The following is a 17,388-nucleotide window of genomic DNA, read 5'->3' as shown; positions in this document are numbered from 1 at the left end:
GACCCCGTGAAAAGACTGACCCTGGCCGTACTCGTCCTGACGCTGGCCGCCGCCTGCTCGTCCGGTGGCGACACCGCCACCAGCGGCGAGAACACCGCGACGGCCGCCGCGACCGGCTCCGCGCAGGACCTGTCCGGCGTCTGCCCGGCCACCGTCGTCGTCCAGATGGACTGGGAGCCGGAGGCCGAGCACAGCGCGGCCTACGCGCTGATCGGCGGCGGCTACACCGTCGACGCCAAGAAGAAGCGGGTCAAGGGACCGCTGGTGTCCGGTGGCGTCGACACCGGCGTCGACATCGAGGTCCGGGCCGGCGGCTCGGCGATCGGCTTCCAGTCGGTGTCGTCACAGATGTACATCGACCAGGACATCCTGCTCGGCGCGATCACCACCGACGGCGCGATCGCCGCGTCGGCGAAGCAGCCGGTGACCGCGGTCGTCGCGCCGCTGAACAAGAGCCCGCAGATGCTGATGTGGGACCCGGAGAGCCACCCCGACGTGAAGTCGGTGAAGGACCTCGGCGCGAAGAACGTCACCGTCGTCGTGTCCGAGGGGACGCTCTACGCCGAGCTGCTGGTGAAGAACGGCCTGATCAAGAAGTCGCAGATCGACACGAGCTACGACGGCGCTCCGGCCCGCTTCGTCGGCGACCCGAAGATCGCGCAGCAGGGCTTCGCGACCGCCGAGCCGTACATCTACGAGAAGGAGGTCCCGGCCTGGGGCAAGCCGGTCTCGTACCAGCTGCTGGCCGACGTCGGTTACAACGTCTACCCGGAGCCGCTGTCGGTCCGGTCCGGCGAGCTGGCCAAGCAGGCGCCGTGCCTCAAGAAGCTGGTCCCGATCCTGCAGAAGGCCCAGGCGTCCTACCTCAAGGACCCCTCGGAGACGAACGCGCTCCTCACCGACGTCGTCACGAAGTACAACGACGGCTGGACCTACTCGAAGGGTGTGGCCGACTACGCGGCCAAGGAGATGGCCGAACTGAAGATCGTGGCGAACGACGCCAGCGGTCCCCTCGGTGGGATGGACCCGGCCCGGGTGCAGCAGTCGATCGACACGTTCGCGCCGCTGCTGCAGACCAGCGGGGCCACGCCGAAGGCCGGTCTGAAGGCGGCCGACATCATCGACACCCAGTTCCTCGATCCCTCGGTGAAGCTGTGATCACGCTGCCGCCGACTCCCACCTCTTTGCAGGTGGACGACTTCGTCCGGCTGGTCGGTCCGGAGGTCGTCCGTACCGACCACAAGGAGCTGGTGAAACTCTCGTCCGACTGGTCGAAGATGTCGCCGGTGCTGCAGGAGAAGCTGCCGCCGGGCCGGTTCACGGCGCAGCTGGTGGTGACGCCCCTGTCCGCCGAGGAGATCCCCCGTATCCTCACCGCCGCGTTCGAGACCGGAGTTCCGATCACCCCCCGCGGCGCCGGTACCGGCAACTACGGCCAGGCCACGCCGTTCGCCGGCGGCGCCGTCCTCGACCTGCGGCGCTGCAACCGGGTGCTCGAGGTCGGCGACGGGTTCGTGCGGGTCGAGCCGGGCGCGAAGCTCACCGACGTGGACACGGCGGTGCGCGAGACCGGCCAGGACCTCTGGATGTTCCCGTCGACCAAGGGCTCCACCGCCGGAGGTTTCGTCGGGGGCGGCAGCGCCGGGACCGGCACGATCGAGCACGGCACGACGTTCGACGGGTTCGTCCGATCCGTGACCGTGGCGCCGTGCGACGGCAGCGGGTCGTCCGTGACCGCGTCCGGCACCGACGCTCTGCCGTACGTGCACGCGTACGGCGTGACCGGGGTTCTCAGCGAACTGACGCTGGCCACCGAACCCGCGCGGGACTGGCGCGCGGTCTATCTCGCGGCCGACGACTACGACACCGGCACGGCGATCCTGCGCGGGCTGCGGGAGTTCGGGCCGCGGCTCGCGTCGATGGACGAGGTGCCGCTGGCCGCGCATCTGCCGTCGTCGTACGTGGACAAGACGCGGATCAGCGTCCGGGCGATCCTTCCGGCGGCGTCGGTGACCGGCGTCCGGGACCTGGTGTACGACCTCGGCGGCGACGTCTCGGCGGTGGTCGACGGCGTCGAGGCGACCGATCTGCTCTCCGGGATGTCGTACAACCACCCGGTGTACTTCCTGCAGCAGTCCGGCTACCGCTGCTTCCACCTGGAGAGCGCCGGTGACCCGCTCTGGCAGGCCCCGGACGCGATCCGCGCGCTGCTGCCGAACGTCCTGTTCCACCTGGAGCTGGGACATCGCGGGATGCAGGCGATGATCGTCGCGGACTACGTCGACGAAGAGCAGGTGCTCGGCGGGATCGCCGGGCTGGAGGCGCTCGGCGTGGCCGTGCACAGCCCGCACCAGTGGTACGTCGACCGGCAGCTGCCGATGATCCGGGCCGTGGCGCCGCGGGTCGACCCGCGCGGGCTGCTCAACCCGGGGAAGCTGGCATGAACTTCATCGACCGGACCGGGCCCGAACTCGGTGCGCTCGACCCGGACACCGTGATCGTGCTCCCGCTCGGCTCGATCGAGCAGCACGGGCCGCACCTGCCGGTGTCGACCGACCTGACCGTGGCATCGTCGGTGGCGTCGGCCGCGGTGCCGCTGGCTCGGTCGAACGGGGTGGACACGCTGCTGCTCCCCGCGCTCTCCTACACGAAGTCGGACGAGCACGCCTGGTCACCGGGGACGATCTGGGTCTCCTGGGACACGCTGATGCGCACGCTGATCGACATCGGACGGTCGGTGGCGACGACCCCGGCCCGGCGCCTGCTGCTGCTGAACGCCCACGGCGGCAACTCGGCGCTGGGCCAGGTCGCGTGCCGGGAGCTGCGGCGGGAGTTCGGGCTGCACACGTTCCTGGCCCATCCCGGGTTCGGCGGCGGTCCGCCGTCGGAGCTCGGGCTCGGGATCCACGGCGGGCATTCCGAGACGTCGGTCATGCTGCACCTGCGTCCGGACCTGGTGCGGACGGAACATGCCCGCCGCTGGGTGCCGGAACCGCTCGCCGGGTACGAGCACATCGGGTTCGGCAAGCCGGTCAGCTTCGGCTGGCTCTCGTCCGACTTCGACACCGACGGCGTGCTCGGGGACGCGTCCACCGCTACCGCGGAGTACGGAAAACAGGTCTTCGAAACCGCGGTCGCGACGATCGCGTCCGCGCTGGGTGAGGCCCAGCGGTTCCGTCCGTCGTGAGGGTCGTCGGCGCGCTGCGCCTCTGGGACGCGTTCTCCGAGCGCGAGGGTGAGCTGACCTGCGATCCGGTCTCCGGTCTTTTCCGCGACGCCGACCCGGTGGACGACGTGGTGCTGGACGCCGGTGGATGCGTGGTCACCCCGGGGCTGGTGAACGCGCACCACCACCTGGTGCAGACCGCGTTCCGGTCCCTGCCCGGCACCCGCGGAGTGCCGATGCGGGACTGGCTCGGCGTGATGGGCGCGGCCTACCGCCGGGTCGGCGTGGACGCGGAACTGGCCGCGTCGGCCGCGTCGGCCGGCCTGGCGGAGTCGCTGCTGCGCGGGGTGACCACGGTCGCCGACCACCACCTGACCTGGCTCGGGCCGTCGGTCGCGGACGACGTCGCGCTGGCGACGGCGGTGGCCGCGTCGGCCCGGCGCCTCGGGATCCGGCTGGCCTTCGTGCGGGGGAGCGCCGGGGACGATCCGCTCCGCGCGGCCGCGTCGGCCGTGGAGATCGTGTCGGCGTTGCGGGCGTTCCCCGAGGTGCAGGTGGCGGTCGGGCCGGCCGGGGTGCACAGCGACTCGAAGGAGACGTTCGCGCTGCTGGGCGAGGTGGCCGCCGGCCACGGGCTGCGGCGCCGGACCCAGGCGAACGAGCAGGTGGACGTGGCCGTCGCGGCGCAGAAGTACGGACGCCGGCCGCTGGACCTGCTGGAGGACTGGGGCTGGCTGGCGCCGGACGTCACGCTGGCGCATCTGTGCGGAGTCACCCCGGACGAGGTGCGGCGGGTGGCTTCCGCCGGGGTGAGCGTGACGCACGCGCCGGGCTGCGACCTGCCGATGGGGTGGGGAGTGGCACCGATGGCGGCCCTGTCCGACGCCGGCGTGACGGTGGGCCTGGGAACCAGCGGCGGCGGGTCCAACGACGCCGGTCACCTGCTGGCCGACGCCCGGCTGGCGATGCAGGTGGCGCCCCTGACCGGTCGCCCGGTCACCGCACGGGAGGCGCTGGCGTGGGCCACCGCGGGCGGCGCCGCCGGCCTGGGCCACCCGGAGCGGGGATCACTCGCGGTGGGGGCGGCGGCCGACTTCGTCTGCTGGGACGTCAGCGGCGTGGCCGACGCCGGGGTTGCCGACCCGGTAGGCGGCCTGCTCTGGGCCGACCCCGGCCGCCGGCCCCGGCACGTCGTCGTGGGCGGCCGGGTCGTGGTGCGCGACCACGCGCTGGTGACCGGCGACGAGGACGCGATCGCCCGGGACCTGCGCGCGCTCCTGGGGCGGCCCGGGGTCACGCCTGGGTGAAGGTCGAGGTGTCTACCGCGCCGTGCGAGCCGGCCGCGGCGGACGGGTGCCGCGTCCGTCCAGTAACGGCCGGGCCGGGTTCCACGTGTCGCCCCGGCGGCGCGCGGCCATTCCCGACAGCGCCTCGAGCACGATCCGGTTCCCGAGGAACGCGGTCACCTCGGCGTGGTCGTACGGCGGCGACACCTCGACCACCTCGAGCCCGGCGATCGGCAACTCCAGGCTGAGCCGGCGCACCGCGTCCAGGAGCTGCCGGGACGTCAGGCCGCCCGGCTCGGGTGTGCCGGTGCCGGGCGCCATCCCGGGATCCACCACGTCCACGTCGACCGACAGGAACACCGCGTCGCACTCGTCCAGCGCTAACCGGGACGCTTCGGTCAGCACCGTGTCGAGGCCCCGCGCGACGATCTCGCTCATCTCGTACGAGCGCATGTACTGGTCGGCCATCCAGTCGAGCGTCTCCGGCCCGGGCCAGTACCCGCGCAGCCCGATCTGGATGAACCGGTCACCCCGCACCGCGCCGGACTCGATCAGCCTGCGCATCGGCTGCCCGTGCCCGTGCAGGTGCCCGAACTCGACGTCACCGGTGTCGGCGTGGGCGTCGAAGTGCAGTACGGCGACCTTCCCGAACCCGTGGTGATGGGCCACCCCGGTGACGTCCGGCAGCGCGATCGTGTGGTCGCCGCCGAGGACGACCGGTACCGCGCCGCTGGTCGCGATCGTCGCCACGGCGTTCTCGATCGCTTTCAGGCTGCCGTCGATGTCACCGGCGTACGTCTCGACGTCTCCGGCGTCCAGAACCCGGAGATCGCGGAGCGGATCGACCCGGAGGGCCAGCGACGGGCGGGAACCGTCGTGGGGGTTGTAGTCGGTCGTGCGGATGGCCTGCGGTCCGAAGCGGGCGCCGGGGCGGTGGCTGACACCACCGTCGAACGGCGCGCCGAGCACGACGACGTCGGCGTCCGCATAGGTCTCGGGGTCGTCGAGCGTGCATTTCTCGATCCCGAGGAACGTGACGTCGGGTCCGAACATCGATCCGTAGCGGGGCACTGGCGTTTCCTTCCGCAAGTAACGCGGCGGGGTTCTGACTTTAAAATCAGTACGACTCGACCGAGACTACGACGCGGAGGCCGCCGGAGGGAAGAGGGGAAACCGCAGGTTTACGTGCGTGAGAAGCTCGACTCGTGAGCACGAGTGACGCGCGGGAGCGGATTCTCCAGTCTTCGCTGGAGCTCATCGCCCGTGACGGGTTCGACGGCGTACGGCTGGCCGACATCGCGAAACACGCGGGCGTCTCGACCGCGTTGCTGCACTACCACTTCGCGTCCCGCGCGCTGCTCCTCACCGAGGCGCTGGCCCACTCGCTGAGCGCCGCGGAACGCCGTCTGGAGCACCGCACCGCCGATGCCCGCCGGACCGGCGCCGATCAGCGGTTCGCCGACCTGATCGACTTCGGACTGCCGCTGAGAACCGAGGACGTGCTCGAGTGGCGCCTCTGGGCGGAACTCGAGCACCGGGCGTCCGGCTCGCCGGAACTGGCCCGGAGCCTCGCCACGCTCAACGACCGTCTACTGCGGCCGCTCGTCGCCGTCGTCGTCGCGGGTCTCGAGGACGGCACGTTCACCGACGGCGATCCGGACGACGTGGCGACGGTCGCGCTCGCGCTGCTGGGCGGGCTCGCGACCAGGCTGTCGGCGGGCGATCCGGGGCTCACCGTCGTCCGGGCCCGTGAGCTCGCCGGGCGCCAGCTCGCGCTGGCCGTGGGGTACCGCGGCGAACTCCCGTTCCAGCCGCTGCCCCCGGCCGGGCCCGCGCTGCCCCCGGCCGCGGCGCCGATCGTCCGCCGCCGCCGGGCGCCCAAGCCGTCCGCCCGGCCGTAAGCAGCCCGGCCCCAGCAACCCGGCCGCGAACACGGCCGGCCCCGTGCCGAACGGCGCCCGGCGGCGCCACACCGGCGGCACCACGGTCCCGGCGTTCAGCCCGCACCGGAGCCTCGCTCCCGCGGGGGATCCCCGCTCCTCACCCCCGCGAGCGAGAACCGTACGCTCCCCCGCTATGAGCGATATTCCGGACCGAGCGTGCCGTTCGTTCTCCTCGACGGCCGGTCACGTGCCGTCCGCCCGGCGAACCGCTCCGGAATAAGCGTCATGGGGCTGGTCGCGAAGATCCTGGTCGGCGTGGTCGCCGCCGTCCACGTCTACATCGTGGTGCTCGAGATGTTCCTCTGGCGCGGACCACGCGGGCAGCGCACGTTCGGCACGACGCCGGAGTTCGCGGCCGAGAGCGCGACGCTGGCCGCGAACCAGGGCCTCTACAACGGCTTCCTGGCCGCCGGGCTGGTCTGGAGCCTGATCGCCGACGACTTCTCGTTCGCGGTGTTCTTCCTGCTCTGCGTCATCGTCGCCGGAATCTACGGCGCGGCCACCGTGAGCCGCCGCATCCTCTACGTGCAGGCGCTCCCGGCGGCCGCGGCCCTGATCGTCACGCTCCTGGCGCGGTAGCCGGCGTCAGGCTAGGGCCGGCCCAGGTGGCCGTAGCGGCTGCGGAGCTCCCGCTTCAGGATCTTGCCGCTCGGGTTCTTCGGCAGCGCGTCGACCACCACGACGTACTTCGGGGTCTTGAACCCGGCCAGCACGGTCCGGCCGAACGCGATGATCTCGTCCGGGTCGAGGCCCGGTTCCTTCGGAACCACCACCGCGGTCACCGCCTCCACCCAGTACGGGTGGTCGATCCCGAACACCGCGACCTCGGCGATCGCCGCGTGCTGGTACAGCGCTTCCTCGACCTCACGACTGGCGACGTTCTCGCCGCCGGTCTTGATCATGTCCTTCTTCCGGTCGACGACGCTCAGGTAGCCGTTCTCGTCGAACACCCCGAGGTCGCCGGAGTGGAACCAGCCGTTGCGGAACGCGTCGGCGGTCTTCTCCTCGTCCCGGTAGTAACCGAGCGTGGCGTGCGGGCTGCGGTGCACGATCTCGCCGACCGTGCCCGCCGGTACGGGCTGATCCAGGTCGTCCACCACGATCGTCTCGACGTTGATCGCCGGACGCCCGGCCGAACCGGCGTGCGGGAGCTGCTCGTCCGGCCGGAGGATCGTCGCCAGCGGGGCCATCTCGGTCTGGCCGTAGAAGTTCCAGAACCGGACGTCCGGCAGCCTCCGGGACAGCTCCTGCAGGATCTCGACCGGCATCGGCGAGGCGCCGTAGTAGCCCTTGCGCAGCGTCGACAGGTCGGTCGAGTCGAATTCGGGGCAGCGCAGCAGCGCGATCCACACCGTCGGCGGTGCGAAGAACTTGGTCGCGCCGTGCTCCTCGATCGCCCGCAGGATCGCGGCCGGCGCGGGCGCGGGCAGGAGGACGCTCGTCGCGCCGGTGTAGACGTCGACGTTGAGGAAGCAGTCGAGCTGGGCGCAGTGGTAGAGCGGCAGCGAGTGCACCTCGACGTCGTCGAACGTCATCTCGCCGTCGATCGCGCAGGACGCGTACTGCCAGAGCAGCGCGCGGCTGGTGAGGATCGCACCCTTGGGGCGGGACTCGGTGCCGCTGGTGTACATCAGCCGGGTCGGGTCGTCGTCCGCGACCAGCACGTCAGCCGGTAGGGGCCCGTCGAACGACGTCAGCTCGGTGAAATCGCGCCAGCCCGGCTGGGCCTCGCCGGTACCGAGCGGGATGGAGAAGCGCAGGAGGTCGGCTCCGGCGATGGCCTTGTGCGCCGTCACGGTCAGGCCGTCTTCGGCGACGAACGCGGTCGCGCCGCTGTGGTCGAGCACGTACGCGATCTCGTCCGGATTGAGCATGAAGTTGATCGGCACCAGGACGACGCCCCGCCGGGCGGTCGCGTACTGCAGCACGGCGAACTGCCAGCAGTTGTGGGAGAGCAGCGCCACCCGGTCGCCCTTCGTCAGCCCGGCGGCGTCGAGAGCGGCGGCGGTGCGGTCGACGACGGCGTCGAGCTCGGCGAACGTCAGGCGGGTGTCGCCGTCGATGATCGCGGTCTTGCTCCCGAACCGGCGCGCGGAGCGGCGGGGGAGATCGCCGAGCGTGTGCTGACGAGCCTGGGCGACGATGTGCGGCGTACTCATCGGTGAGCGTCCTCCCCTGGGCGGTGCGGTGCCTGGCGATTCTCACCCGCCGGCAGGACCGCTGACCAGCGCGGTCTCAGCCGAGGAGGGCGACGGTCCGCTCGTCGGGCCGGCCGCCGAAGTATCTGTCCAGAATCGTCGGGAATGCGGGATCGGTCGGAGCGGCGCTCGCGAACAGCGTCATCGACGAGCGGAGCTTCATCGCGTCGATCGGGCCGAGGATCGTCGTGATGCTGCGGCCTTCGACGCCGAGCAGGGCATCGATCGCGGCGTCGAGCCGCTCCCGCAGCACGGGATGGGCGAGGTAGGCGCGGGCCTCGTCGAGCGAGCCGATCGCGTACTGGCGGGCCATCGCGCTGCTGCCCAGGCCGTCGATCTGCGGGAACACGAACCACATCCAGTGGCCCACCTTCTGGCCCGCGCGCAACTCGCGCAACACCGGCGCGTAGCCGTCGCCGCTGTCCTGGGCGCTGACGAATCGCGCGAGCCGGTAGGGATCGTCCATGCCCGCTAGCGTACGTAGCCGTGCAGGTACGCGCGGTGAGGCCGGAGGACCTGCCGGGGATCCGGGCGATCTCCCTCGCCACCGACCAGCCGGAGACCGAGTCCGGCGCGGAAGCGGCGTACGTCGAGTTGGTCCGGGAGACCGGCCGGGCGGTCGTGGCCGTCGACGGCGCCGAGGTACTGGGGTGGGCCGGTGAGGTGCCGACGCCGTCCGGCACGCTGCTCAGCGACCTGTTCGTCGACCCGGCCGTGCACGCCCGCGGAGTGGGCACCGCACTCCTGAAGGGGCTCTGGCCCCACGCCGCGGGTGGCCGGTACACGTTCAGCTCGAAGCATCCCGCCGCGCTGCCGCTCTACGCCCGCGCCGGACTCGTCCCATCCTGGCCACTGCTGTACCTGAGCGGCCCGATCGGACGGCTACCGCTCGGCGTCCTGCGCGTCGAGAAGGTGGACGCCCGCACCGCGGCCGCGGCGGCGGCCCGCCTCACCGGGTGGAGCCGGCCGCGGACCGCGCTCTTCGACTACTGGGCCCGCGATGCCTCGGCGCTGATCGTCCGGGACGGGACCCGGCTGGTGGCGGCCGGAGCCGGGTCGCCCACCGTGCTAACGCACCTGACCTGCCCCGACCGCGGCTTCGCGGCCGGCGCGCTGTTCGCGGCCGTCGCCGCGCTCGGCGGCGACTGGCTCGCGTGCTGCCTCCCGGGCCCGCATCCCGCCGTGCGCACGCTGCTCGCCGCCGGCTTCCGCATCGACGACTTCGACCTGCACGTGCGGACGCCGGACGTGACGGTCCCGGTGAGCTGGGCCTACGCCCCGGGCCTGGGCTAGAGCTTCTCGGGGGTCGGGTCGCCGTCGGAGGATCCGGCCGGCACCGCGGCGGGCTCGTCGGCCACGGCCTTCTCCGGCGCCGCCGTGGTCGCCGGTACGGGTTCGACCGCGGTGGCCGGTGCCGTGGTGGCTGCTGGTGCCGCGGGCGTGGCTGCTGGTGCCGCGGGGTCGTCCGCGGTGGCCTTGCGGTCGCGGTCCAGGCGCTCGACCTCGTCCACCGCCTCCTTGAGGCCGGCTCCGGTCTGTTCGCGGTAGGCCTTGATCGCGGCGACCTTCTCACCCCGGTCGAGCTTGGCTTCGACCTCCGGGTACTCCGGATCCGGTACTTCGAGCCCGAGATGGTCGATCAGCGCGTCGAGCTTGCGTTCCACGACCGCGATCTGCCGCGCGATGCGGAGTTCACGACGGTCTCGTCCGGCCGAGGACACGGTGATCAAGCCGATGCCGACGACCGCGATGCCTAAAGCGACGAGCAGGGCGTAGTCCATGGTGTCATTCAACCCGGTCGAGGCGAACAACGAACCAGGTCAGCCCCCGGTGACCGAGATCTCGTTGCCGTAAGACATACAGTATGTTCCGGTGGATCAGTGACGGACACAACCACTTCGGCCACCGACACGTTCACGGTGACCGGAACCGTGCAGAAACAGGCCTGGGCCGACCGGGTGCTACCGCCGGTCGAACAGGTACGCCCCGGTCTCTGGTCGGTGCCGACGCCGTTCCCCGACAACCCGCTGCGGTACGTCCTCGCGTACCTGATCGAGACGAACGCCGGCCTGGCGCTGATCGACACCGGCTGGCACAGCGACCAGGCCTGGAACGGCCTGGTCGAGGGCATCCGGCAGACCGGTCACGAGCTCGCCGACATCGACGCGGTCCTGATCACGCACTTCCACGGTGACCACTTCGGGCTCGCGTCCCGCGTCCGGGAGGCTTCCGGCGCCCGGGTGGCGATGCACACGCTGGACGCCAAGGCGATCCAGGAGTTCGGCTCGATCCGTTCGTTCCTGAGCCAGGACCGCGAGTGGCTGCTCCGCCGCGGGGTCCCGGACGACCAGCTCGCCGAGATGTTGCTGCCGCCCTCCGACGGCGGCGACGAACCCGGCTGGGACTTCGGCTCGGTCGACGTGCTGCTCGAGGACGGCGACCTGCCGCTGGGCCCCGGCTCCCCGCTCCGCGTTCTCTGGACGCCCGGCCACACGCCGGGACACATCTGTTTCGTCCACACCGACCACGACGTGCTGCTCACCGGCGACCACGTGCTGCCCCGGATCAGCCCGAACATCAGCCCGTCCCCGCTGAGCGACGCCGACACGCTCGGCGAGTTCCTCGGCTCGCTGGAGAGGGTCGGAAAGCTCGACGTCGCCGAGGTGCTGCCCGCGCACGAGTACCGGTTCGCCGGGCTGCCGGCCCGGGTGCGTCAGCTGCTGCGCCACCACGAGCTGCGGCTGGCCGAGATCCTGGACGCGCTGGCCGCGGCCGACGGGCTCTCCACCGCGCAGGTCGCCGAGCAGTTGACCTGGTCCCGGCCGTGGGAGCAGAACCGCGGGTTCATCCGCCGCTCGGCGGTCGGCGAGACCTACGCCCACCTGCTGCACCTCGAGCGACGTGGGGCCCTCACCCGGGGCACCGGCACGACCGACTCCTGGCGTTCGGTCGCGACCCGCTAGGACGGCAGTTGGATGGGCGTCCACGTCTCGCCGTCGAGGCTGTAGTAGAAGCGCCCGTCCTGCATCCCGGTGCCGATCAGGCGGTTACCGGCGGCCTCGAGCTTCCAGAGCGCCGGTGCCTCCTCGACGGCGTACGGCGCGACCGGCTCCCGGCCGCGGGTCGCGGCCGCGTCGAACACCCGGACACCACCGTTGGAGTCGACGATCACCAGCCGGTTGCCGATCGCGGCGGCGTCCCGGCTGCCGCGCAGCGTCGAGCCGCGCAGCGACACCAGCCGCCAGGACGTGCCGCCGTCGGTGGTCAGCGAGATCGCGGTCGGGCGCAGCAGGCTGTCGTCGTCGACGCCGAACACCAGCAGGTACGCGGTGCGCCGGTCGACGGCGGCGACCTGGATGAACGTCCGTGGCGGCGGGGGCATCGCCGGCCGCAGCGTCCGCCAGCCGCCGTCCTCCCAGACCCGTAGCTGCGCGTTGCCGCCGACCACCCAGACCGAGCCGTCGCGCGCCGGAGACCACGAGATCGGCTGCCAGTCGAGCTGCTTCGCGAACGCGGTGGGCTGACCGGTCCGCGGGGCGTACCAGCCCATCGTGCGGGGCGTCGCCGCCGCGGTCTGACCCGACACCCGGGTGCCCGCGGTGATCCGGAGCGGGACGCCGACCGGCGGCTCCGCCGGCTCGGCCAGCACGTCCACGGCGAGCCCGCGGTGCCAGCTGCGGCCGCCGTCGGTGCTCAGCCAGCGCTGCCGCCCGGCCTCGACGACGACCGTTTCCGGCCCGGCCGGGATCAGCTGGACGCCGGTGCCGCGCCCGAGCTGCTCGTCCGGCACCGGCCCTTCCTGCCAGGTCTGCCCGCCGTCGGTCGTCCGCCAGAATTTGGGGTGGCAGTCGGCACCCTCGCACCGCGGGGTGAGGGCCCAGCCGTTGCGGTCGTCGGCGAACGTGACCAGGTTGGACGTCGAGCTCCACGGGATCGCCTGCGGCCGGGGATCGTCCGGGGGACGTTCCCGCTCCGGGCCGAACAGCGCGGCCGCGGCCGTCACGGCCGCCGCGGCGACGGCGATCCCGGCCACCAGCGCCCAGCGACGGCGGGGCGGGGGCGGCGGTTCCGGCGCGGCGGGCTCCACGTATCGATTGTCACCCGCCCGGCCGGACGTGGTCCGTCGTCAGTCGTTCAAGTAGTTGTAGATCGTGTAACGGCTCACTCCGAGGGCGCGGGCCGCGATCTCGACGGATTCCTTGATCAGGAAGAACCCACGGCTCTCCAGGTCCTTGACGACCCGGGTCTTGTCCGCCTTGGACATCTGTGCGACGTCGGCCCCGGCGATCGCCCGGCCGAGCAGGTCGTTCGTCAGGCCTTCGACGCTCTCGTAGAACGTCTCCGTCTTGTCGTGGCCGCTGGTGAACGGGGTGTCGACCAGCTCCGCCAGTACGTCGATCGCCGCGGACAGGCGGCTGATGTCCCGGTTCAGGCAGAGCGCGGCGACCGGCCGGTCGGCGTCCCCCCGCAGGAAGATCGTGGACGACCGGCAGACGATGCCGCCGGGCAGCTCGGTGCGGTAGCCCACGATGCTCTCCGGAGGATCGTCCTGCATCAGCAGCCGGAGACCGAGGTCGGTCGCGGGCGCGCCGACCGAGCGGCCGGAGAGGCCACCGGCGATCACCACGACCGAGTTCGGCAGCTTCGACAGGTCGTGGAGCACGATTTCCACCCCGGGCCCGACCGCCGCCGCCAGCGGCTCGACGAGGGGCCGGTAGGCCTCGACGACCCGGGCCGCCTCGGCGGCGAACGCGTCCGTCGCCCACGACGCCGCCGGCTCAGACAATTCCGACGCCGAACCGGTCGGCCCAGCTCAGGACGTCGGCGACGGACGCGTTGCCGCCGCACACGACCAGACCCAGGCGGCACTCGGGCCCGACCCGATGGATCACCCGCCGCGCGGCCGGCAGCAGGCATCCCGCGGCCGGTTCGGTCCACACCTTGGCGGCGTCCGCGAGCTCGAACACCCCCCGCACGGCCTCCGCGTCGCTGACCACGAGGACGTCGTCCACCAGCGCCTTCACGTGGGCGTAGGTGAGCGGCGCCACCGACGGCGGTGACAGCGTCGAGACGATCGACGTCGGCACCATCGGCACCGGGCCACCGGCCGCGAGCGCCTGCGCCATCGTGTCCGACCCCGCGGTCTCGACGCCCCAGATCCGGACCCCGGGCCACAGCGCTTTCAGCGCGACCGCGATGCCGCTGATCAGCCCGCCGCCACCGATGCTCACCACCACGTCGGTGAGCGGATCGGAGTCCTGGGCCAGCTCGAGCCCGACCGTGCCCTGGCCGGCCACCACGATCGGGTCGTCGAACGGGTGGAGCAGCGTGCGGCCCTCGGCCTGCAGCCGGGCGCTGAGCGCGAACGCCTCGGTGACGTCGTTGGTGAGCTGCACGGTCGCGCCGTGCCGCTCGGCCAGCTCCACCGCCCGGCGGGGAGCGGTCCGCGGCATCACGACCGTCGCCTTGACGCCGAGCGCATCGGCCATCGTCGCGACCGCGATGCCGTGGTTGCCGCCGCTGACCGCGACCACCCCGGCGTCCCGCTCGGGGCCGGTGAGCGAGCGAAGTTTCGCGGTGGCGCCCCGGGACTTGAACGAGCCGGTCCGCTGCAGCAGTTCGAGCTTGGCGGTCACCGGGACGCCCAGCAGCTCGGACAGGCCCGGGCTGGGCACGGTGGGTGTGCGGACGACATCGGTGGCGATCCGGCGGGCGGCGTCTTCCACCGCGGCGAGATCGAGTAACGGAGTCACATCAACAAACTGTAGAGCATGTTCAACAGGATGTAGAAGCAGCGACTCTCACCTGCCGACACGGTGCGCCGCTTTCTCGGCGTACATCCGGGCGTCGGCCTCGGCGGCCAGCGCGTCGACGTCCCACGGCCCGGACGTCCGGGCCATGCCGACGCTCGCCCCGACCCGTAGCGGGCCGGCGCCGGTCTGCACCGGCAGCCCGATCGCCGCCCGGATCCGCTCCGCGACCACGTCCGGATCACTGGTCGCGGCCAGAGCGATCACGAACTCGTCGCCGCCCATCCGGACGACCAGGTCGTCCGGCCCGGCGCAGGCCCGCAGCCGGTCGGCGACCGCGCGCAGGACCGCGTCACCGGCCGCGTGCCCGTGGGTGTCGTTGACCGCCTTGAAGCCGTCCAGGTCGATCGCGAGCAGCGCGCCGGGCTGCCGCTGGGCGATCGCCGGGCCGTAGAGCACGCTCCGGTTGGCCAGCCCGGTCAGCGCGTCGTGCGTGGCCTGGTGCTGGAGCGCGGCGTGGGCGGCGTCCAGTGCCGCGAGGTGCCGGTCGACCGCCAGGGCCTGGCTCCCGACCGTCCAGGCGGCCAGCCCGCCGATGATCACCGCGAACAGCAGCCCGGTCAGCGCGGCCTGACTCGCCGGGGCGGCTACCCCGGCCGGCTCGTGGCGCACCAGCGCCAGCGCGATCGCGCCGAACCCGGTCAGACCGCCCGCCCAGGTGAGCAGCGCGCCGATCCGCGCGAACCGCACACCGGTCATCAGGACCGGCAGCACCAGCAGGCAGTAGGCGGCCGCCCGGCTGGGCACCGGGACCACCAGGACGGCGGCCAGGCAGGTCAGGACCTCCACCGCGAGCCGGGCCCCGGCCGCCGCGCGGTACCAGGAGGTCCCGACGCCCCGGAAGGCCAGCAGCCCCAGCACGAGGGTCACCAGCGTGAGCGGTCCGAAGATCGCCAGCGTCGCCGAGGCGTTCTCGAGCCACACCGGCGGCAGGTACGGCCGGAGCGGCCAGACCAGCATCGTCGCGACGAGGCTGACCCCGGCGACCGCGATCCCGGTGATCTCGGTCGCCCGACGGCGCCGGCGCAGTGCGGAGGCCGCGCTGACGGGCACGGTCATGCCCTGTACGTCGGCAGGGGAGGCGTCCACCTGCGTGATGCGCCCGGACGGCGGCTGACGAGCAACCGCGGGAGACGACGGATGAGTGAGCCGGCAGCTCGGTCCGGGCGATCGAGGAGCCGGAAGGCCGAGTGGGCCGGAAGGCCGAGAGGGACGGTAGGGCCGGCCACACTTCGATCGGGTGGAGCGCCGCAGTGACCACAGGGCGTCCGGGCGGGACCGTGGTCCCATGCGTCGTCTCGGAATTGTTGTTGCCGCGCTGCTGGCTGCGTTCGTGCTGTTGCCGGGGCCGCTGGCGGGTCTCGCGTCGGGCCGTGGTTACGGCGAAGCCGACCTCGCTCGCGGTTTCCGGGCGGCGTTCGCGCCCTGGTACGCGTCGGGTGGGCGGGCGTTGTCACCGTCGCTGGAGCCGCTCGTGGAGTTCTGGCGCTGGTACCACGTGGCGAAGTTCGCGTTCGCTTTGTTGCTACTGGTGGTGCTCGTCGTACTGGGCGTGCGGTTGTGGGGCGCGGTCGTGCGGCGGGGCTCCGGCCTTCTCGCCGCAGCGGGCGTCGGGGTGACCGGGCTCGGGATGCTCGCGCTGGCGGCGGTGATGGCGAACCTGCAGGGGATCGTCGCGCCGTTCGGATCGCTCTTCCCGCTGCTGGTCGACGGTGCTCCCGCTCCGGAACTGGCCGGGGCCCTGGGGCAGATCCGGGAGCGGCTGGCGGCCGGGGAGCGGACGCCGGCGTCACTCGGCCGGCTGATCGACGACTACGTGCTGTACCACGTGGCGATGATCGTGGTCGCGTCCGTCGTCACGCTGGTGCTGCTCGCCGCCGGCCTCGTGCTGCTGCGCCGCGCCCGGGCCGAGGCTGGGGCTGGGGCCCGAGCCGGGGCTGGGGACGGGGCTGGGGACGGGGCTGGGGACGGGGCTGGGGCCGGGGCTGGGGCCGGGGCTGGGGCCGGAGCTGGGGCCGGAGCCGGAGCCGGAGCCGGGGCTGGGGCCGGGGACGGGGCCGGGCGGCGGGCTCGGTGGGTGTTCGGGGGTTTCGCCGTGCTCGCGGTGGTGCTCGCGCTCGGAGCGGGCCTGGTCGTGGTGGCCAACACCACGACGGTGCTGGACCCGCTGCCGAAGTTCCTGGCGTTGTTCGAGGGCGGCTGGTGAGGGCTTACGGGGCGTCGGCCGGGGCCTTGGTCCGATGGGGACGCCAGGTGGCGGCCAGCAGCAGCGCGGTGCCGCCGAGTCCGACGAAGACCGCGATCAGCAGCCCGGGGAGCTCGTTGATCTCGATGTCGAGCGCGTGGTCGAGCGAGGCCTTGCCCGGCCCGATCGTGGCCAGCGCGACCGAGATGATCGCGATCATCACCACGTACTCGTAGCCGTCACGGAACACGAAGAACCCGTTGGGCCGGTGGGCGACGATCGCGGCGACGGCCATCACGCCGATCACGGCCGCGCAGGCCAGCGGCGTCAACAGGCCGACGATGAGGCCGACGCCGGCGGCGAGTTCGGTCACGACGCTCGCCCAGGCCTGCATGACGCCGGGCCGCAGGCCGAGCCCCTCGAACCAGCCCGCGGTGCCGGCGATCTTGCCGCCTCCACGCCAGTGGTTCCAGCCGTGCATGAGCAGGGTGACGCCGAGGCTGAGCCGGATGAGCAGCAATCCGACGTCGATCCACTCCATGGTGCCCCTTATTCGCTCGTGAGAAATATTGATTATCATCAGTCAGCTGGGTGCCGGAACCTCCGGCGGAAACTGCGCTGTGCGTCACCCGACCGGCACGTGCACGCGGTGGCCGTTCTGCACCTGGTAGACAGCGCGCCGGCCGGGTGTGCGGAACCGCTGGAGGGCCGCGGCGGAGCCGAGCGCGCCTGTTGCCCGGGCAGTGCGCTGCCGACCCTTCCCGCGAGCCTTCCGGTAGGCTTTTCCGGTCGGAGCGAGG

General features: G+C 72.4%; 18 protein-coding genes. 9 read left to right on the top strand and 9 right to left on the bottom strand.

The annotated features are described in order from the left end of the window. Positions 1-6: 6 nt before the first annotated feature. Genes ACIBZJ_RS11935 through ACIBZJ_RS11920 form a run of 4 tightly spaced genes read left to right on the top strand, consistent with a single transcriptional unit; the run spans position 7 to position 4,473 of the window. A complete protein-coding gene (locus tag ACIBZJ_RS11935; protein WP_395928410.1) occupies positions 7-1,158 on the top strand; it encodes a hypothetical protein in 1,152 nt (383 codons plus the stop codon). Beyond that, positions 1,155-2,444: an FAD-binding oxidoreductase gene (locus ACIBZJ_RS11930; RefSeq protein WP_395928408.1), complete on the top strand. Its 1,290-nt coding sequence runs from the start codon at positions 1,155-1,157 to the stop codon at positions 2,442-2,444. Before ACIBZJ_RS11935 ends, ACIBZJ_RS11930 begins: the two co-directional genes overlap by 4 nt. Further along, a complete protein-coding gene (locus ACIBZJ_RS11925; RefSeq protein WP_395928406.1) occupies positions 2,441-3,187 on the top strand; it encodes a creatininase family protein in 747 nt (248 codons plus the stop codon). The genes ACIBZJ_RS11930 and ACIBZJ_RS11925 overlap by 4 nt, the downstream gene beginning before the upstream one ends. Further along, positions 3,184-4,473: an amidohydrolase family protein gene (locus ACIBZJ_RS11920; protein WP_395928404.1), complete on the top strand. Its 1,290-nt coding sequence runs from the start codon at positions 3,184-3,186 to the stop codon at positions 4,471-4,473. Before ACIBZJ_RS11925 ends, ACIBZJ_RS11920 begins: the two co-directional genes overlap by 4 nt. A gap of 12 nt (positions 4,474-4,485) precedes the next feature. Here ACIBZJ_RS11920 and speB read toward each other — a convergent pair whose 3' ends face one another. Next, a complete protein-coding gene (gene speB / locus ACIBZJ_RS11915; RefSeq protein WP_395928402.1) occupies positions 4,486-5,523 on the bottom strand; it encodes an agmatinase in 1,038 nt (345 codons plus the stop codon). 134 nt (positions 5,524-5,657) lie between these two features. Here speB and ACIBZJ_RS11910 point away from each other — a divergent pair, with 134 nt between their 5' ends. Continuing rightward, entirely contained in the window at positions 5,658-6,353 is a 696-nt protein-coding gene (locus ACIBZJ_RS11910) for a TetR/AcrR family transcriptional regulator (RefSeq protein ID WP_395928399.1), read from the top strand. 267 nt (positions 6,354-6,620) lie between these two features. Further along, positions 6,621-6,974: a DUF1304 domain-containing protein gene (locus tag ACIBZJ_RS11905; RefSeq protein WP_395929097.1), complete on the top strand. Its 354-nt coding sequence runs from the start codon at positions 6,621-6,623 to the stop codon at positions 6,972-6,974. An 11-nt stretch (positions 6,975-6,985) separates the two neighbouring features. On the opposite strand, the gene ACIBZJ_RS11900 is transcribed toward ACIBZJ_RS11905, so the two are convergent. Next, positions 6,986-8,554 (bottom strand): acyl-CoA synthetase, encoded by a 1,569-nt coding sequence (locus tag ACIBZJ_RS11900; protein ID WP_395928397.1) that lies wholly within the window; start codon positions 8,552-8,554, stop codon positions 6,986-6,988. Between the two features lie 76 nt (positions 8,555-8,630). Beyond that, positions 8,631-9,059: a DUF1810 domain-containing protein gene (locus ACIBZJ_RS11895; RefSeq protein WP_395928395.1), complete on the bottom strand. Its 429-nt coding sequence runs from the start codon at positions 9,057-9,059 to the stop codon at positions 8,631-8,633. A gap of 35 nt (positions 9,060-9,094) precedes the next feature. Here ACIBZJ_RS11895 and ACIBZJ_RS11890 point away from each other — a divergent pair, with 35 nt between their 5' ends. After that, positions 9,095-9,886: a GNAT family N-acetyltransferase gene (locus ACIBZJ_RS11890; RefSeq protein WP_395928393.1), complete on the top strand. Its 792-nt coding sequence runs from the start codon at positions 9,095-9,097 to the stop codon at positions 9,884-9,886. Here the strand turns inward: ACIBZJ_RS11890 and ACIBZJ_RS11885 are convergent. Next, a complete protein-coding gene (locus ACIBZJ_RS11885) occupies positions 9,883-10,374 on the bottom strand; it encodes a hypothetical protein (protein WP_395928391.1) in 492 nt (163 codons plus the stop codon). The two genes, ACIBZJ_RS11890 and ACIBZJ_RS11885, sit on opposite strands and share 4 nt — an antisense overlap. Positions 10,375-10,473: 99 nt before the next feature. Between ACIBZJ_RS11885 and ACIBZJ_RS11880 the strand changes: the two genes are divergently transcribed. Further along, the gene (locus tag ACIBZJ_RS11880; RefSeq protein WP_395928389.1) at positions 10,474-11,556 is read left to right on the top strand and encodes an MBL fold metallo-hydrolase; all 1,083 of its coding nucleotides are present in this window, start codon (positions 10,474-10,476) and stop codon (positions 11,554-11,556) included. Here ACIBZJ_RS11880 and ACIBZJ_RS11875 read toward each other — a convergent pair. Genes ACIBZJ_RS11875 through ACIBZJ_RS11860 form a run of 4 tightly spaced genes read right to left on the bottom strand, consistent with a single transcriptional unit; the run spans position 11,553 to position 15,462 of the window. After that, complete coding sequence (locus ACIBZJ_RS11875; protein ID WP_395928387.1) at positions 11,553-12,680, bottom strand: hypothetical protein; 1,128 nt, start codon at positions 12,678-12,680, stop codon at positions 11,553-11,555. The genes ACIBZJ_RS11880 and ACIBZJ_RS11875 overlap by 4 nt on opposite strands. Positions 12,681-12,719: 39 nt before the next feature. Then, on the bottom strand, positions 12,720-13,379 hold the full coding sequence (locus ACIBZJ_RS11870; protein WP_395928385.1) for a transcriptional regulator: 660 nt from the start codon (positions 13,377-13,379) through the stop codon (positions 12,720-12,722). Next, entirely contained in the window at positions 13,372-14,346 is a 975-nt protein-coding gene (locus tag ACIBZJ_RS11865; protein WP_395928383.1) for a threonine/serine dehydratase, read from the bottom strand. Before ACIBZJ_RS11865 ends, ACIBZJ_RS11870 begins: the two co-directional genes overlap by 8 nt. A gap of 48 nt (positions 14,347-14,394) precedes the next feature. Next, complete coding sequence (locus tag ACIBZJ_RS11860) at positions 14,395-15,462, bottom strand: GGDEF domain-containing protein (RefSeq protein ID WP_395928381.1); 1,068 nt, start codon at positions 15,460-15,462, stop codon at positions 14,395-14,397. 229 nt (positions 15,463-15,691) lie between these two features. Between ACIBZJ_RS11860 and ACIBZJ_RS11855 the strand changes: the two genes are divergently transcribed. Continuing rightward, positions 15,692-16,609 carry a hypothetical protein gene (locus ACIBZJ_RS11855; protein WP_395928379.1) on the top strand — a complete coding sequence of 306 codons (918 nt, stop codon included), beginning with the start codon at positions 15,692-15,694 and terminating at the stop codon, positions 16,607-16,609. 4 nt (positions 16,610-16,613) lie between these two features. Here the strand turns inward: ACIBZJ_RS11855 and ACIBZJ_RS11850 are convergent, their stop codons facing one another. Continuing rightward, complete coding sequence (locus ACIBZJ_RS11850) at positions 16,614-17,129, bottom strand: DoxX family protein (protein ID WP_395928377.1); 516 nt, start codon at positions 17,127-17,129, stop codon at positions 16,614-16,616. Positions 17,130-17,388: the final 259 nt, after the last annotated feature.

The organism is Cryptosporangium sp. NPDC051539 (genome assembly GCF_044454545.1).
GTDB lineage: Bacteria > Actinomycetota > Actinomycetes > Mycobacteriales > Cryptosporangiaceae > Cryptosporangium.
The sequence above is the reverse complement of the archived record's forward strand: the minus strand, read 5'-3'. Positions and strand labels throughout refer to the sequence as shown.

Excerpts from the sequence above, each read along its gene's own strand:
- ACIBZJ_RS11925 (WP_395928406.1), top strand. The coding sequence starts at position 2,441 with ATGAACTTCATCGACCGGACCGGGCCCGAACTCGGTGCGCTCGACCCG.
- ACIBZJ_RS11905 (WP_395929097.1), top strand. The coding sequence starts at position 6,621 with ATGGGGCTGGTCGCGAAGATCCTGGTCGGCGTGGTCGCCGCCGTCCAC.
- ACIBZJ_RS11900 (WP_395928397.1), bottom strand. The coding sequence starts at position 8,554 with ATGAGTACGCCGCACATCGTCGCCCAGGCTCGTCAGCACACGCTCGGC.
- ACIBZJ_RS11895 (WP_395928395.1), bottom strand. The coding sequence starts at position 9,059 with ATGGACGATCCCTACCGGCTCGCGCGATTCGTCAGCGCCCAGGACAGC.
- ACIBZJ_RS11885 (WP_395928391.1), bottom strand. The coding sequence starts at position 10,374 with ATGGACTACGCCCTGCTCGTCGCTTTAGGCATCGCGGTCGTCGGCATC.
- ACIBZJ_RS11860 (WP_395928381.1), bottom strand. The coding sequence starts at position 15,462 with ATGACCGTGCCCGTCAGCGCGGCCTCCGCACTGCGCCGGCGCCGTCGG.
- ACIBZJ_RS11855 (WP_395928379.1), top strand. The coding sequence starts at position 15,692 with ATGCGTCGTCTCGGAATTGTTGTTGCCGCGCTGCTGGCTGCGTTCGTG.
- ACIBZJ_RS11850 (WP_395928377.1), bottom strand. The coding sequence starts at position 17,129 with ATGGAGTGGATCGACGTCGGATTGCTGCTCATCCGGCTCAGCCTCGGC.